At 66.6% G+C, this 16,042-nt stretch carries 16 protein-coding genes; 4 read left to right on the top strand and 12 right to left on the bottom strand.

Annotation, left to right across the window (positions count from 1 at the left end):
• Positions 1 to 8: 8 nt before the first annotated feature.
• Positions 9 to 1,745, top strand: a complete 1,737-nt coding sequence (cydD, locus tag ACCQ15_RS11785) for a thiol reductant ABC exporter subunit CydD (protein WP_372380599.1) — start codon at positions 9 to 11, stop codon at positions 1,743 to 1,745.
• Complete coding sequence (cydC, locus tag ACCQ15_RS11780) at positions 1,742 to 3,427, top strand: thiol reductant ABC exporter subunit CydC (protein WP_122272975.1); 1,686 nt, start codon at positions 1,742 to 1,744, stop codon at positions 3,425 to 3,427. Before cydD ends, cydC begins: the two co-directional genes overlap by 4 nt.
• A 72-nt stretch (positions 3,428 to 3,499) precedes the next feature.
• Here cydC and ACCQ15_RS11775 read toward each other — a convergent pair whose 3' ends face one another.
• The 11 genes from ACCQ15_RS11775 to ccmA all read right to left on the bottom strand — a co-directional run bounded on the left by ACCQ15_RS11775 (position 3,500) and on the right by ccmA (position 12,731).
• Entirely contained in the window at positions 3,500 to 4,114 is a 615-nt protein-coding gene (locus ACCQ15_RS11775) for a DUF1294 domain-containing protein (protein ID WP_122272974.1), read from the bottom strand.
• A 151-nt stretch (positions 4,115 to 4,265) separates the two neighbouring features.
• On the bottom strand, positions 4,266 to 5,468 hold the full coding sequence (metX, locus tag ACCQ15_RS11770; RefSeq protein ID WP_372380598.1) for a homoserine O-acetyltransferase MetX: 1,203 nt from the start codon (positions 5,466 to 5,468) through the stop codon (positions 4,266 to 4,268).
• 300 nt (positions 5,469 to 5,768) lie between these two features.
• A complete protein-coding gene (locus ACCQ15_RS11765; RefSeq protein ID WP_162998432.1) occupies positions 5,769 to 6,782 on the bottom strand; it encodes a tetratricopeptide repeat protein in 1,014 nt (337 codons plus the stop codon).
• Positions 6,782 to 7,213, bottom strand: a complete 432-nt coding sequence (locus tag ACCQ15_RS11760; RefSeq protein ID WP_011347687.1) for a cytochrome c-type biogenesis protein — start codon at positions 7,211 to 7,213, stop codon at positions 6,782 to 6,784. Before ACCQ15_RS11760 ends, ACCQ15_RS11765 begins: the two co-directional genes overlap by 1 nt.
• Complete coding sequence (locus ACCQ15_RS11755) at positions 7,210 to 7,812, bottom strand: DsbE family thiol:disulfide interchange protein (RefSeq protein WP_008573806.1); 603 nt, start codon at positions 7,810 to 7,812, stop codon at positions 7,210 to 7,212. The genes ACCQ15_RS11760 and ACCQ15_RS11755 overlap by 4 nt, the downstream gene beginning before the upstream one ends.
• Positions 7,805 to 9,742, bottom strand: coding sequence for a heme lyase CcmF/NrfE family subunit (locus tag ACCQ15_RS11750; protein ID WP_011347686.1), 1,938 nt, complete (start codon positions 9,740 to 9,742; stop codon positions 7,805 to 7,807). The genes ACCQ15_RS11755 and ACCQ15_RS11750 overlap by 8 nt, the downstream gene beginning before the upstream one ends.
• Before the next feature lie 171 nt (positions 9,743 to 9,913).
• Entirely contained in the window at positions 9,914 to 10,384 is a 471-nt protein-coding gene (gene ccmE / locus ACCQ15_RS11745) for a cytochrome c maturation protein CcmE (protein ID WP_029819560.1), read from the bottom strand.
• Positions 10,381 to 10,551: a heme exporter protein CcmD gene (locus ACCQ15_RS11740; RefSeq protein WP_280298203.1), complete on the bottom strand. Its 171-nt coding sequence runs from the start codon at positions 10,549 to 10,551 to the stop codon at positions 10,381 to 10,383. The genes ccmE and ACCQ15_RS11740 overlap by 4 nt, the downstream gene beginning before the upstream one ends.
• Positions 10,548 to 11,300 (bottom strand): heme ABC transporter permease CcmC, encoded by a 753-nt coding sequence (ccmC, locus tag ACCQ15_RS11735; protein ID WP_008573810.1) that lies wholly within the window; start codon positions 11,298 to 11,300, stop codon positions 10,548 to 10,550. The genes ACCQ15_RS11740 and ccmC overlap by 4 nt, the downstream gene beginning before the upstream one ends.
• 94 nt (positions 11,301 to 11,394) lie before the next feature.
• Complete coding sequence (ccmB, locus tag ACCQ15_RS11730; protein ID WP_008573811.1) at positions 11,395 to 12,090, bottom strand: heme exporter protein CcmB; 696 nt, start codon at positions 12,088 to 12,090, stop codon at positions 11,395 to 11,397.
• Positions 12,087 to 12,731, bottom strand: coding sequence for a heme ABC exporter ATP-binding protein CcmA (gene ccmA / locus ACCQ15_RS11725; protein ID WP_008573812.1), 645 nt, complete (start codon positions 12,729 to 12,731; stop codon positions 12,087 to 12,089). Before ccmA ends, ccmB begins: the two co-directional genes overlap by 4 nt.
• A gap of 227 nt (positions 12,732 to 12,958) precedes the next feature.
• Here ccmA and ACCQ15_RS11720 point away from each other — a divergent pair, with 227 nt between their 5' ends.
• Positions 12,959 to 14,107, top strand: a complete 1,149-nt coding sequence (locus tag ACCQ15_RS11720) for a pyridoxal phosphate-dependent aminotransferase (RefSeq protein WP_372380597.1) — start codon at positions 12,959 to 12,961, stop codon at positions 14,105 to 14,107.
• A gap of 140 nt (positions 14,108 to 14,247) precedes the next feature.
• Entirely contained in the window at positions 14,248 to 15,048 is an 801-nt protein-coding gene (locus ACCQ15_RS11715) for an amidohydrolase (protein ID WP_280298192.1), read from the top strand.
• Between the two features lie 79 nt (positions 15,049 to 15,127).
• Here ACCQ15_RS11715 and ACCQ15_RS11710 read toward each other — a convergent pair whose 3' ends face one another.
• Positions 15,128 to 15,898, bottom strand: a complete 771-nt coding sequence (locus ACCQ15_RS11710) for a glutaminyl-peptide cyclotransferase (RefSeq protein WP_372380596.1) — start codon at positions 15,896 to 15,898, stop codon at positions 15,128 to 15,130.
• Positions 15,899 to 16,042: the final 144 nt, after the last annotated feature.

The raw sequence follows: 16,042 nt of genomic DNA, 5'->3' as shown, positions 1-16,042 counted from the left end.
CGCGTGCAATGCGCAGTCTTCAGAAGAGCGACGTGAGCCAGCCCAGCGTGCAAGCCAGCGAAACGCCCGCCCAGCGCCGTCAACGCGGCCACTGGCTGGATGCGCTGGCCGCATCTGCCAGGCGCGCGCAGCGGCTCGCCGGCGTGGCGGTAGCGTTGTCGGGTGCGTTGCTGCTTGTGCAATCGGCTGCGATCGCCTGGCTGGTAAAGGCGGTACTGGTGCAGCACCTGGCAATGGCGCAATTGCGCAACGTGGGCGCGGGGTTGCTGGTTGCGCTGATCGGGCGCGCGCTACTCAATGCCTGGGCGCAATCGTTGACCGGCGATGTGGCCGACGTGGCCAAGCGCGAACTGCGCGCGCGCATTGCGCAACGCCTGGTGCAGCACGGGCCGCTCTGGTTGCGCCGGCAACGCAGTGGCGAACTGGGCGAGTTGAGCCTGGCGCATACCGTTGCGCTGGAGGGCTATTTCGTCGGCTACCAGCTCGCTCGCATCGAAATGGTGCTGGTGCCGCCGCTGATTCTGATCGCGGTGTTTTCGGTCGATTGGGTGGTCGGGTTGGTGTTGCTGCTCACCGCGCCGCTGATTCCGTTCTTCATGATGCTGGTGGGGTGGGGCGCCGAGGCCGCAGGGCGCGAACAACTCGGCGAACTGGCGCGCATGGGCGGGCATTTTGCCGATCGCCTCAAGGGCCTGGGATTGCTGCGCGTGTATGGCCGCGGCCAGGCTGAATTGCAGGGCATTGCCGCCGCTGCCGAGGGCGTGCGCGAGCGCTCGCTGAAGGTGTTGCGCATCGCATTCCTGTCCTCCACCGTGCTGGAGTTTTTTGCCTCCGTCAGCGTTGCGATCGTGGCGCTGTACTTCGGCTTGAGCTATCTGGGCATGCTTCATCTGCACGGTATGCCGTCGCTGGGTGCCGGCATGTTCTGCCTCTTGCTGGCGCCGGAATTCTTCGCACCGCTGCGGCGCTTGGCCGCGCATTACCATGACCGCGCGAACGCCTTGGCTGCCGTGGCCGAAGCCGAGCGCTTGCTGCAGGGTTTCCAGCCGGATGCCGCCGCGCACACCGCCGTGCTGCCCGCACGTGCCCTGGAGCCGGCGCAAGCGCATGCGCCCTTGTTGCAGGCGCGTGGATTGGCGCTGCGTCCTGCCGGCGCGCCGCAGGTGGTGGTCCAGGAGTTCGCACTGACGCTGGAGCCCGGCCAGCGCGTTGCGGTGATCGGTGCCAGCGGCAGCGGCAAGAGCACGCTGCTGGAAGGGCTCGCCGGTTGGCTTGCACCCGAGGCGGGCAGCGTGGCCGTGCGCCCGGGGGCGCGCATTGGATATGCCACGCAGCGGCCCTACCTGTTTCACGCCAGCATTGCCGACAACCTGCGCCTGGCCGACCCGCAGGCCAGCGATGCGCGCCTGCACGCGGTGGCCGAGGCGGCGCAGGTGCTGCGCTTTACCGCGCACTTGCCGGCCGGCCTGGACACCGTGATCGGCGAGCGTGGCTTTGGTTTGTCCGGTGGCGAAGCCCGCCGCGTGGCGTTGGCGCGATTGTTGTTGCGCGAGCCGGAGGTGTTGCTGCTGGACGAACCCACCGCCTTTCTGGACCCGGACACCGAAGCGGAATTGCTGCGGACGCTGGGCATCTTTGCGCGCGGCCGTGCGGTCGTTCTGGCGACGCATAGCGCTGCGGCGATGCGTTGGGCCGACACGGTGATCGATCTGCGCGGCGTGCCGGTCACGCTGGAGGCACCATGAGCCGCCCCCAGCCTGATCGTTTGCGCGATGTGTTTCGTCTGCATGCCTGGCGCCTGCTGTTGTCGGCAGTGCTGGTGCTGGTCACCATGCTTGCCGGTGTCGGCCTGCTGGGCTTGTCCGGCAGCTTCCTGACCGCCGCTGCGCTGGCAGGCGTTGCCGGCATGGGGACCGGTTTCAACTTCTTCTCGCCGTCGGCCGGCATTCGCGCCTTGACCTTCGCGCGTATCGTGTCGCGTTACGGCGAAAAGTTGATCGGGCACGATGCCACCTTGCGCATCGCCCGCGATCTGCGGGTGTGGTTCTTTCGCCGCGCCTTGCCGCTGGCGCCCGGGCGATTGTCGGCCACCCGGACCGGCGATCTGCTGGCGCGGTTGATGTCCGACATCGGCGAGGTCGACGGCCTGAGCGTGCGCGCGTTGGCACCGCTGGCCGCATTGCTCGGCATCTGGTTAGGTGGTGTCGCCGCCGCTGCGCTGATCTATCTCCCCGCTGCGTGCTTGTTGCTGGTGCTTGGCATGTTGATCGGCGGGCTGGTGCCGTGGCAGGTGGCACGTGGCGGCGCGCAGCGCGAGCAGTTGCGTGCACAGCAGCGAACGGCCTTGCGCACGCAGGCCTTCGAAGGCCTGGAGGGCGCGGCCGACCTTGCTGCGGTCGACGCGCAGGGCGCCTGGCTGCAGCGCAGTGACGCCGCCGCCGCCGCCGTCACCGGCGGCGATCGCATCCAGCGCAGACGGCTGATCACAGGCAACCTGCTGCATGCGCTCTGCGGCGGGCTGGGGCTGGCCAGCATGCTGTGGCTGGCACTTGGCGCGGCCGAACGCGGGCTGATCGCCGCCGAGCTCGCTGCGGGGTTGGTGTTTTTGACCATGGCGTTGCTGGAAGTCTGGGCCGGTGCAGGGCTGGCATTGCAGGCGCTGCAAAGCGCACGCGTTGCCGCCAGGCGCCTGCAGGCCATCGTCGATCAAGCGCCATCGGTGAGCGATCCGGCGCACGCGATCGACGTGCCGCGCACCGGCACGTTGCAATTGCAGCAGGTGTCGTTTGCCTGGCCCGGTAGCGTGCGCCCGGTGCTGCACGCGCTCGATCTGACCCTGGCGCCGGGCGAGCGCATTGCCATCAGTGGCGATAGCGGCAGCGGTAAAAGCACAGTGTTGGCGTTGTTGCTGCGCCTGTGGGATCCGCAGGCCGGGCAGCTGCGCTACGCGGGCATCGACCTGCGCCACCTCGCACAGGCGCAATGGCACCAGCGTATCGCCTGGCTGCCACAGAACGCGCCGGTGTTTGCCGGCAGCGTGCGCGACAACCTGCTCATCGGCGACGCCGCTGCCGATGATGCCGCACTGTGGCAGGTGCTCCAACAGGTGCGCCTGGGCGCGTGGGCCAGCGCGAACGACGGTCTGGACACCTGGGTTGGCGAAAACGGCGCCACGCTGTCTGCCGGCCAGGCGCGCCGGCTCGCCCTCGCGCGGGCACTGCTGCGCGATGCCCCGATCCTGTTGCTCGACGAACCCACCGATGGTCTGGACGTGGATACCGCCCACGCGCTGTTGGTCGACCTGGCCGCCGCACTCGGCGAACGCTCGCTGGTGATGATCACCCACGACGCGCTGCCGCCCGGTGTCGTGCAACGGCATTACCGGATGCGTGAGGGAACGCTGGAGTTGCTCGACCAGAACGCATAGCCGATCACCGAGGTCCTCGAACGTGGTCACAGGGTGGGCGTTGATCGCCGGGCCGCGCGTTGTTGATCGCGTTCAATCAAACAGCACCGCAAGCGCGGCCATCAGATCGGTCTCGGTCACTGCCAGTACCAGTGCACTGACATTCAACGCTACCGTGAGCCAGAACCTCAGCTGAAACGCCGCCTTGCTGCACTTGTGCCGGTAGATTTCCTGCGCCAGCAATGCACCTGGCCAGCCACCGATCAGCGCCAGCAGGTGCAAGCTGGATTCGGGTATGCGCCATTGATTGCGTTGCGCGGCCGACTTGTCCATCGCATAGATCAGCAGGGTGACCAGGCTGGCCGCCGCGTACCAGAGCGGGACGATCACCGGTACCACGTGCATCAGCGTGGCCGCCGCCAACGCGAGCATCGACACCGCAGCCAGCGTCTTGCGTGGCAAGCCGCTGCGACGCTGTTCGGTCCTGGCGGCGGTGGTACGGTCTGCCCACCGCACTTGCGTGGCATTCAGGCGTTTGTGCGCATCGCGTTCGATTGCATACGTGATGATCTCCCCATCGCGCGGGCGACGCGTCTGCCGTGCAAATGCGCTGATATGGACGAATGCGCGGTCGCCACCACCATGGGGCGTGACGAAGCCAAAGCCCTTGTGATCATTCCAGTCGCTGAGACGTCCCTGATAGCGCATTCGCGTTGCTCTGTTGGATGGTGTGGCTTGCCGGTGCGATCTGCGCGCATATCACGCATCAACTGCCCAGCCGGAAAAAACAGCGGTGACGGTCGTCATCTTCCAGCAGCATCGGCCGAGATCCGGCGGCGCAGAGCGACGTTCAAGGAACTCAACAGTCCTGCAAAAAATCGCGGACCGCTGGGCCGAAGCGGGCGAAATCGACCAGGAACGCGTCATGGCCTTGCGGCGAATCCAGGCCGATGAAGTGCGCATCGGCGCCGCCGGCACGCAGGCCGTCGGCAATCTGCTCCTGCTGCTGCACCGGGAACAGGATGTCGGTGTTGGCACCGATCGCCAGCGCACGCGCGATGCGGATACGCGCCAGGCCGGCAAGCACCGTGTCGGCGGTCGAGACGCCGGTCTGCGGCTTGGCGGAGGCGGGCAGGGCATCTGCATGGGCGTGGTCGATGGCAGAGTCGGTAGCCGGTTGCTCGTCGACATGCTCGGCCAGGTCGAACCAGTCCATCGAGCGGCTCAGGTACAGATAGCAGTTGGGGTCGAAGAAGCGCACGAAGCGGCGCGCGTGGCCTTCCAGATAGCTTTCCACCTGAAATTCTAATCCGAACGGATCATCGGCCGCCTGCTCGGAATCCAGTCGCACGCGGCCGAAACGGCCGTCCCATTCCAGCGCCGAGCGATAGGTGATCACGCCGAGCTTGCGCGCCATGCGCATGCCCGACTCCGGGTAGCGGGCATCGTCGTAGTGGCCGCCATTCCAATGCGGGTCCAGCCGGATCGCCTCGCGTTGCAACGAGCGGATCGCGATCGAAAACGGCAATGCCTGCGCGCTGCCGGAAATATTGATGTGGCTGCGCGCGATGCCGGGATGACGCAGCAATAGCGCCAGCGCGGTCATGCCGCCCATCGAGTTGCCGATCAGGCAGGCCAGTTGCGCGATACCCAGTGCGCGCACCACATCGGCTGCGGCATCGGCCACGTCTTCGATCGACAAATCCGGAAAGCTGAGGCGATACGGCGCGCCGGTTGCAGGGTTCACCGAGGCCGGCCCGGTCGAGCCCTTGCAACTGCCCAAGGAATTGACGCAGACCACGAACCAGCGTGCGGTATCGATCGGCTTGCCCGGGCCCAGCATTGCTTCCCACCAGCCCGGCTCTGGGTTGGCCTGGTGTGCCGCCGCGTGCGCATTGGGCGACAGGCCGGTGACGATCAGGATCGCGTTGCTGCGATCTGCGGCCAGCGTGCCCCAGGTCTCGTACGCCACGCGTGCCTGATGCAGCACGCCACCGCGCTTCATCGGAAACGGCGAGGGCAGGGCGTGGTACAGCGTGCCGGCAGGGATGAATTCAGTCATGGGCCAATTCTAGCTGGCACTGCGCGAGGGTGCTGGGGCATGTGAGATGGGAAATACACGAAGCGAGGGGCGCTCATTTGATACGCGATTAGGCTGCTGGCCGGCGGTGCGTACATTCGTCTGCATGCGCATGTAGACAACGGAACATCCGGCTCAGCAGGCAATCGCAAACGCCGCTCGATCTGTGTCGATGCAGGCGTGATGTACCTTCAGTACAGCGGCATGGCTGCACGAAGATCGAGTGTTTGCCCGCATCAGTTAGGTCGATGACCTCGCCCATCACACGCAATGCGTCAGCCATCAGCGGCCGATCACCAGTTCCACCGGCGCGGCCGCAGGCAGTGCGACCGTCACCGGAGCGCTCTCCACGTCATCGGCCTGGCGCATGGCGTTGCCGCTGCGCGAGAGCCGTGCCAGCAGTTGTACGTTGTCCAGCGACGACAGCGTGCGCGTCGGCATCGGGCTGTCGCCATCGTCCAGCGTGATGGTCAATGGAAGCTCGCGCAGCGCGTGTTTTTCCACCGCCACCGGCATCGGCGTGTCGGCCGCGCGCGCGATCACGAACACGCTGGTATCGCCGGGCAGTCCGGCGCGCTTGGCGAATTCGGCATCCAGCGTCACGCGCACCTGGATGGGTTTGCCATTGGCTGCAGCGGCGGTAGGCGCAGCCGGTGCCTGGATCGGCTCGAGCCTGGCGTCGTGTCGGGCGGCATTGATCTGTTCGAGCAGGCCGGGGCGGGTAGAGGCATCGACCACACGCAATAGCGGCTCCCATGTCGCACTGGCCTTGGCCGGCTCACCGGCTTGGCGCTGCACCACCCCCAGGAACCAGCGCGCGCGTTGGTGGTCCGGTTGCACCGCCAGCGCGTGTTCGAGCAGGCGCATGGCTTCCGGGTCCGGGCGGCCGCTGTCGTCGGCAAGCATGCGCGCCTGCGCCGCGGCGACCAGCACGTCCGCTTCGTCCGGACGGAGTGCGACCGCGCGTGCGAAGGCATCGCGCGCTTCGGCAAATTTCTGCTGGCTGGACAGTGAGCGCCCCAGCAACACCCAGCCCTCGGCCTGTTCGGGGTGACTGGCCAGCGCCGCGCGCAGCTGCACGATGGCTTCATCCAGCGAACGTGGCGTGGCCGGGCGATTGGTCGGCTGCGTAATGGCGCCAGGCGTTCCGACCAGCCAGTACAACGCCGTGCTCGCGGCCAGCAGCAACACTGCCACGCTTGCGGCCAGGCCGCGCGCTTCGCGCCACAGCGGGCGCAACACCACGCCGAAGGCCAGTAGCGCAATCACGATCCCCGCGACGATAAAGCCGGCCATCACCACTCCTGCTCATCGGCAGGCACGACAGGCGCGGCCACGCTGCGTTTGCGTACCACCCGCACCACGGCGCCCGCGCCCAGCAGCAACACCAGCAGCGGACCGAACCATAGCAGCCAGGTGCGCGACTCCACCCGCGGGCGATACAGCACGAACTCGCCATAGCGCGCGACCAGGAACTGGCGGATCTGCGCATCGCTGCGGCCCTCGTGCATCAGTGCCAGCACCTCGCGGCGCAGGTCCTGCGCAATCTGCGCGTTGGAATCGGCCAGCGACTGGTTCTGGCACTGCACGCAGCGCAACTCGGCGGTGAGTGCGTGAAAACGCGCCTCCTCTTCGGCCGAGGCATAGCGCAGCGGCGCCGGGTCGCCGACCGGCTGGGCGAATGCCAGCCATGGAAGTAACACTAGCGTCAGTAGCCAGCGGATCATTGTTTGGCGTGCAGGTCCGGTGCGGCGGTGGGCGAACGTTCGATCTTGCTCAGCGCCGGAATCAACTGGGTGTCGATGATGGATTGGGTCAGCATGCCGCTGTACTTCCAGCGCACCACGCCACGCCCGTCGACCAAGAAGGTTTCCGGCGCGGCAGCAATGCCGAAATCGATGGCGGTGCGGCCATCCTGATCGGCGACCACCAGCAGATACGGGTTGCCGAGTTGTTCGAGCCAGCGCAGCGCATCGTTGCGCTCGTCCTTCCAGTTGTAGCCGATCACGCGTACGCGCTTGGTCAGTGCGAAGCGGCTCAATACCGGGTGTTCTTCGCGGCAGGCCGGGCACCAGCTGCCCCACACGTTGATGATGTACGGCGCGCCGCGCAATTCGCGCGCATGCACCACGATGGCCGGGTCGTGCAGCAGCGGCAGCGCGAATTCCGGCGCCGGTTTGCCGATCAACGCAGAGGGCAGGGCATCGCGATCGTCCTGACCGGAGCGCACCACCGCGTAGACCAGCAGCGCTGCCAGGGCGAGCAGCAGCACGATGGCGCCCACGAGAACCGCAGTGGGCAGGCGGGGCGAACGTGACTCAACCATCTTGGATCTCCGGAGAACGACGAAAACGCCGGTCGGCCGCGGTCACCAGGCCGCCAAGTGCCATCAGCAGCGCTCCCAGCCAGATCCAGCGGACGAACGGTTTGAGGTGGACACGCACCGCCCAGGCCTGGTTGCCCAGCGGTTCGCCAAGGGCGACATACAGGTCGCCAAACGGGCCAGGACGAATCGCCGCCTCGGTCAATGTCTGGCCACCGCTGGCGTAGCGGCGCTTTTCGGCCTGCAGCGCGCCCACCGGCGCATCGTCCTTGAGCACCTGCAGGTTGGCACGGTCGGCCACGTAATTGGGCCCGCGCAGTTCTTCCAGCCCGTCGAAATGCAGGGCATAGCGGCCGATCTGCACCTGTTGCCCGGGCGCCAGCGCCACTTCGCGCTGCAGGCTCAATCCCTCCACCAGCAGGGCACCGGACAGGAACACCGCAACGCCCAGGTGCGCCAGTACCATGCCCAGCATCTCGGCGGTGAATCTGCGCCCCTTGGCCGCCCGCCGCGTCCACAGGAACCGCGCGGTGCCCAGCAGCACCCAGGCTGCACCGGCGACACCGAAGGCGGCTTTCAACTGTCCCTGCGGCGCGACCAACCAGGCCAGCACGCCGGCCGCCAGCGCCAGGCCTGCCCACGGCGCCAGCATCGCCAGCGGCCGCGAGGCCTGTTCGCGCTGCCAGCGGGTGAGCGGGCCGAACGGCAGCAGCGCCACCAGCGGCGCCATCAGCACCACGAACAAGGTGCCGAAGTAGGGCGGGCCGACCGACAACTTGCCCAGTCCCAACGCATCGGCGAGCAGCGGGTACAAGGTGCCCAGCAACACCATGGCGCAGGCGCAGGTGAGCAGCAGGTTGTTCAACAGCAGCAAGGTTTCGCGCGAGCTGCCGGCGAATGCGCGACGCGGATCGTCCGCCACCGACAGAAGCGGCGCGCGCAGGGCATACAGCAGCAACGAACCACCGACCACGGCCAGCAGGAATACCAGAATGAACAGCCCGCGCGACGGGTCGGCGGCGAACGAATGCACGCTGGTCAACACGCCCGAGCGCACCAGGAAGGTGCCCAGCAGCGACAGCGCGAAGGCGGCGATTGCCAGCAACAAGGTCCAGCTGGCGAAGCTGCCGCGCTTTTCGGTCACCGCCTGCGAATGCAGCAGTGCGGTGCCCACCAGCCACGGCATGAAACTGGCGTTCTCCACCGGGTCCCAGAACCACCAGCCCCCCCAGCCCAGCTCGTAATACGCCCACCAGCTACCGAGCGCGATGCCCACGGTGAGCATCGACCAGGCGACATTGGTCCACGGCCGCGTCCAGCGCAGCCAGCGCGCATCCATACGGCCTTCCAGCAGCGCGGCGATGGCGAACGCGAACGGCACCGCAAAGCCGACGTAGCCGCAATACAGCATCGGCGGATGGACGATCAGCCCCGGATCCTGCAGCAGCGGATTGAGGTCGCCACCTTCCGGCGGCACCGGAAACAACCGCGCAAACGGGTTGGAGGTGAACAGCAGGAACGCCAGAAACCCAATACTCACCAGCGCCATGACGCCGAGCACGCGCGCGATCACATGCGCCGGCAGCTGCCGCGACCAGATCGCCACCGCGCCGGTCCACAACGCCAGCACCAGCGTCCACAGCAGTAGCGAGCCTTCGTGCGCGCCCCACACCGCCGAATAGCGGTACATCACCGGCAGCAGGCTGTTGGAATTCTCGGCGACGTAGCGCACCGAAAAATCCTGCACCAAGAAGGCGTGCGTCAACACGGCAAAGGCCGATGCGATCAGTGCCAGCTGCACCAGCGCTGCCGGCCGCGCCACGGCCATCCAGCTGCTGCGTCCGCGTTGTGCGCCTGCCAGCGGCACCACGGCCTGCACCAGCGCCACCAGCAGGGCCAGCACCAGCAGGAACGTCCCGAGTTCAGGAAGCATCGGGTCGGCGCGTTGTCGAGCGTGGGTCCGTGCCACGACGGCAGGTGCATTGCAGGGTCCGCATTACTGCAGCCGTTGCACCTGCTTGCCAACGCACGGCGACATCGTTAGCCACGCACCCGCCGCGCAAGCCACCTGTCTGCAGGAATGCCGATCTCCTGACACACGCCATCAATGCAGCTCCCCAGCCTGGCCCGCAGCGGCCGGCACATCGTGCTTGCGATGCGCGCTGCCCATCTTGTCGGCGACTTCCTTCGGCATATAGGTTTCGTCGTGCTTGGCCAGCACATCTTCGGCGACGAAGATGCCGTTCTGCATGCGGCCGGTGGCCACCACTGCCTGCCCCTCGCGAAACAGGTCCGGCAGGATGCGGTCGTAACTGACGGGCAATTGCGCATCGCCATCGGTGACGCGGAATTGCGCTTCCAATGCGCCGGAGGCGCGTTTGAACGAGCCTTTTTCGACCATGCCGCCAAGCCGGAAGCGCGAATGCGCGCCGGCATCGCCACGCAGCACTTCCGAAGGCGTGTACAGGTAGGCCACGTTGCGCTGCAAGGCCATGGCCACCAGCGTGGTTGCCAGCCCGCCGGCCAGCACCAAGGCCAGCACCAGCCACAGGCGGCGGCGACGTTGCGGGTTCACCGGATCAACTCCGCAGCGCTGGGCACCGCGCGCTTGCGCTCGCGCAGACGGCGCGCCTGGGCGGTCTTCAGGGCGCGACGTACCTGCCAACGGCCGGCGATCAGATCCCACAGCAGCACCAGCACGAACACCGCATAGGCGGCGATGACGTAAGGCAGGTAGCTCATGCCGCACTCTCCTGCGCATCGCGCACGATCCAGGCCTTGCCCGCCTCGCGGCGCAGGTTGTCGGCGCGCGCGCGCGTCAACAGCGACCCGACAAACCAGAACTTGGTGCCGATCACCATCAACCACAGCGGCAGCAGCATGCTTGCGTCGATCGTGGACGGCCCAAGCAGGCGGATGCTCTGGCCCTGATGCAGCGAATTCCACCACACCACCGAATAGCGGATCACCGGCAGCAGCGCCACCCCGACGATGGCCAGCAACGCCGCCGCGCGCGCCGCCTGACGGCGGTCGTCGATGGCGTGATACAGGCCGATCACGCCCAGATACAGAAACAGCAGGATCAATTCGGTGGTCAGGCGCGGGTCCCAGTCCCACCAGGCACCCCACATCGGTTTGCCCCAGATGCTGCCGGTCAGCAAGGTGATCACGGTAAACGCAGCGCCGATCGGCGCGCACGCCATCGCCAGGATCTCGCAGATTTTGATGCGCCAGATCAACGCGATGGCCGCATACAGCGCCATCAGCCCGAACACGAACAGGCTCATCCACGCGCTCGGCACATGGATGTAGAGAATACGAAAGCTGTCGCCTTGCTGGTAATCCGCCGGCACCGCGAACAAGGCCTGCCAGATGCCCACACCCAGCAGCAACGCGGCCAGCGCGTAGCACCAGGGCGCCCAGCGCGCAGTAAAACGGTCGAAGATCGGGGGCGATGCGAGTTGGTGGAACCAGCGGACGACGACGTTCATGCGATGGCAGTAGCCTTTGGAATGGCATTGGCTCTCGAAACAGCAACAACGCGTTGTGCGGGGCGTGCTATCGACAATGCATCGAGTGCAGCGCTCAACTCAACGAAATGCGGATCGCGGCCGCCGCAGCCAGCGGTGCCAGGACCACGCCGATCACCAGTCCGGCGCCCAACAACAACAACGCACCCACCGCATCCTGCCCTTGTCCGCTGGCCGCCACGCTGCCGGCACCAAACACCAGCACCGGCACGTACAGCGGCAACGCCAGCAATGCCACGAGAATACCAGAGCGCTTCATCGTCACCGTCAGTGCTGCAACGACAGCGCCGAGCAGGCTCAGGAGCGGCGTTCCCAGCGCCAACGATGCCAGCAGCACCGGTAATTGGTCATGCGGCAGGTGCAGCAATTCGCCCAGCAGCGGCGTCACGGCAATCAGCGGCAGCGCACTGGTCGCCCAATGCAGCAGCACGCGCACTGCGATCAACCAGGCCAGCGGCACCGGTGCCAGCAGCCACTGCTCCATCGAGCCGTCTTCCACATCGCTGCGGAACAAGGCGTCCAGCGACAGCAGGCCAGCCAGCAACACCGACAGCCACAGCACCGCCGGCGCGGCCTGCGCAAGCAGGTCCGGGCGTCCGCCCAGTCCCAACGCGAACAACACCACGATCAGCAATGCGAACAGTGCCGGCTGCAATGCATCGCTACGGCGTCGCCACAGCAGGTGCAGGTCGCGGGCAAGCAGGGCGCGGGCCGCCTGCCAGAGCGAGGGTTGCGGCGAATGCGTGCTCATGCCGCTGCCTCCAGCGTGAGCATGCGGGTGCGCACCGGTGGCGCTGCATACGCACCGTGCGTGGTGACCAGCGCCGCGCCACCGCCGCGCAGATGCGCGGAGATCATTCGGTTAACCAGGGTGATGCCATCCAGATCCAGATTGGCGTACGGCTCATCCAGCAACCAGAGCGGCGCCGGCGACAGCCATAGCCGTGCCAGCGCCAGCCGCTTGCGCTGGCCAGCCGACAATTGCCGCACCAGTGCATCTTCGTAACCGGCCAGGCCGACGATCGCCAGCGCGCTGCCGGGCATCTGCTTGGCGCGACGGCCGTGCAGGCCGCACAGGAAGTGCAGGTTCTCCAGCGTGCTGAGGTCGGCCTTCAGGCCGGGCAGGTGGCCGAGGTAGGCCATGAAGCGGCTGCGGTCGCCGCGCTTGGCGGTCTTGCCATCGATCTGGATCTGCCCGCGCTCCACATGCAGTAGGCCAGCCAGCACGCGCAGCAACGTGGTCTTGCCGGCGCCGTTGTCGCCTTGCACCAGCAACGCTTCGCCGGCATCGACATGGAAATCCAGCGGGCCAAACACCGGCTCCTCGTTGCGGCTGAAGGCCAGGGCGTGCGCGGCCAGCAGCGGCGGTGCGGTGTGCAGCGGTTCGATCATCGGTGCAGCAGGCTCGGGTCGCAGGACGGCATGGGGGAAGGGCCGGGGCAGGCACGCGCCGGACCGGGCGCGCATTGTAGCGACGATGGTGGCATGCCGGGGACGCCTGCGGCAGCGCCGCAGGCGCCGCGATGTGTCAGGGAACGCTGTTTTGCAGCGTCCGGGCGCAACCGGCTGGCGGCTTTGCGTACACTCGCGGTCCCCCGTTTCTTGTCCGGACAGGCACCATGCCCCTCACGACCAAGCTGCCCAAGGTGGGCACCACCATCTTCACCGTCATGTCGCAGCTGGCGGCCGAGCACGGCGCGGTCAATCTGGGTCAGGGCTTTCCCGATTTCGCGGTTCCGCAGCGGCTGGTCGACGAACTGAGCAAGGCCATGGCGGCCGGCCACAACCAGTATCCACCGATGACCGGCGTGGCCGCGTTGCGCCAGGCCATCGCCGGCAAGGCACAGCGCTGCTATGGCGCGCAGGTCGATGCCGACACCGAGATCACCGTCACCAGCGGTGCTACCGAGGCGATCTTCAACGCCATCCACGCGGTGGTGCGCGCCGGCGAAGAGGTCATCGTGCTGGACCCGGCCTACGACTGCTACGAGCCGGCGATCGATCTGGCCGGCGCACGCGCCGTGCATGTGGCGCTGCACCCGCAGACCTTTGCGGTCGACTGGGCTGCGCTACGCGCCGCGATCACCCCCAAGACGCGCCTGTTGATGATCAACTCGCCGCACAACCCGTCCGGCGCGATGCTGTCGGCCGCCGACATGCAGACGCTGACTGAGCTGTTGCGCGGCACCGACATCTTTTTGCTGTCCGATGAGGTCTACGAACACATCGTGTTCGACGGCCGCCGCCACGAATCGGTGCTGCGCTGGCCGGAACTGCGCGAGCGCGCATTGGTGATTTCCAGCTTCGGCAAGACCTACCACTGCACCGGCTGGAAGATCGGCTACGCCATCGCACCGCCGGCGCTCACGGCCGAATTCCGCAAGGTGCACCAGTACAACACCTTCACCAGCTTCGGTCCGGCCCAGCACGCCTTCGCTGCGATGATCCGCGACGAGCCCGAACACGACGAGCAACTGGGCGCGTTCTACCAGGCCAAGCGCGACCGCTTCCGCGAACGGCTGCTGACCACGCGCTTGAAGCCGTTGCCTGTGCCCGGCGGCTACTTCCAGCTGGTGGACTACTCAGCCATCAGCGATCTGCCCGATACCGAATTCGTGAAGTGGCTGACGATCGAGAAGGGCGTGGCCGCGATCCCATTGTCGCCGTTCTACCAGAACGCGCCTGCAGGGCAGCGCCTGGCGCGGCTGTGCTTTGCCAAGAACGATGCGACGCTGGATGCGGCGATCGAGCGCCTGCAGAAGCTCTGACGGGCGGGGATTCGGGATTCGGGATTGGCAACGGCGGCGCGCTGTTCGTTGCTTTGAATCCACACGAAACCGATAGCACCAAGCCGCCCGACATCCGCTGTTTCGAATCCCGAATCCCGCCTCCCAAATCCCGCCTCTCTATGAACGACCTGCGCATCTCCCTGATCCAAGGCGACACCCGCTGGCATGACCCGGCCGGTAACCGCGACTATTACGCTGCGCTGCTGGAGCCGCTGGCCGGGCAGACCGATCTGGTGATCCTGCCGGAAACCTTCACCAGCGGGTTCTCCAACGACGCCATCGACAAGGCCGAAGGGATGGACGGGCCGACCGTGGCGTGGGTGCGTGCTCAAGCCGCACGCCTGGGTGCAGCGGTGACCGGCAGCGTGCAGTTGCGTACCGACGCCGGTGTGTTCAACCGGCTGCTCTGGGCCACGCCCGTTGGATCGCTGCAGTACTACGACAAGCGCCACCTGTTTCGCTTCGGCAACGAGCATCTGCGTTATGCGGCCGGGCGCGAGCGGCTGACGGTGGAATGGAAGGGTTGGCGGATCAATCCGCAGGTCTGCTACGACTTGCGGTTTCCGGTGTTCTGCCGCAACCGCTTCGATGTCGAACGCCCCGGGCAGCTGGATTTCGATCTGCAAGTGTTCGTCGCCAACTGGCCGTCCGCCCGTGCCTATGCCTGGAAGACGCTGCTGCGCGCACGCGCGATCGAAAACCTGTGCTTCGTGGCGGCGGTCAACCGGATTGGCATCGATGGCAACCAACTGCATTACGCCGGCGACAGCGCGGTGATCGATTTCCTTGGTCAGCCGCAGGTGGAAATCCACGAACGCGAGCAGGTGGTCACCACCACCATCAGCGCAACTGCGCTGGCCGAGCACCGCGCCCGTTTTCCCGCGATGTTGGATGCAGATCGGTTCGAGATTGGGGATTAGCGATCCGGGATCGGCACAAGCTGCTGCCGGGCAGTTGCAAGCCCGGCCGCTGTCGCCAATCCCCAATCCCCAATCCCGGCTACTGAGCCAGCTTGATCTCGTAGATCTTCGGCCAGCGCTTTCCGGTGACGAACAAGCGATCGTGCTCGGCGTCGTAGGCGATGCCGTTGAGGACATCGTTGGTGGGGTCGGTCAAGGTGTTGGGGTCTGGCACCAGTGCCTTGAGGTCGATCCAGGCGATGACCTTGCCGTTGGCCGGGTCGATGCGTGCGATGCGGGTGGTCAGCCACACGTTGGCCAGCAACTGGCCCTTGACCCATTCCAGCTCGTTGAGGTTGTCCAGCGGCTTGCCGCGGGCGGTGACCTTGATGCTGCCGATCTGTTTCAGGCTCTGCGGATCCAGCCGGCGGATGTTGGCGGTTCCGTCGCTCATATAGAGCTGGCGATCATCGCTGGTCAGCGCCCAGCCCTCGCCGGAATAGGTGAATTGGGTACGCGGTGCCAGCGTGGCCAGGTCGTAGACGAAGCCGCGCTGATTGCGCCAGGTCAGCTGGATCAGGCGATCCTTCCAGGCCACGATGCCTTCGCCATAGAAAGGCGGCGGCGTATTGACCTGCTGCAGAACGTTGCCGCTGTCCAGATCGACCTTGCGCACGCTGGACCGGCCCAGCTCGCCGGTACTCTCGTAGAGATGCCCGTCCAGATAGAACAGGCCTTCGGTAAAGGCAGCGGTATCGTGCGGATAGGCCTTGACGACGGTGTAACCCTGGGTGGGAATCGCCTCGCCGCAGTGGGCGAGGGCGGGCAGCAGCAGTGCGCTGGCGAGCAGGCTGTAGACGATGCGTGGCATGCGGCAATCATCCCATGTCGCGGCCGCAGGCGGCAGCTCTGTTGCCCTGTCGGACTTGGCTAAGACCCCGCTGAACAAACGCCTGCGCCGCGCTGGAATCTTGTCGCGGCTGCCACATCGGCGCTGCTAGTCTCGCGCCACGTC

This window comes from Xanthomonas sp. NCPPB 1754 (genome assembly GCF_041475725.2).
GTDB classification, from domain to species: domain Bacteria; phylum Pseudomonadota; class Gammaproteobacteria; order Xanthomonadales; family Xanthomonadaceae; genus Xanthomonas; species Xanthomonas euvesicatoria.
Note: the sequence above shows the minus strand (reverse complement) of the source record. Positions and strands in the feature narration are given on the sequence as shown.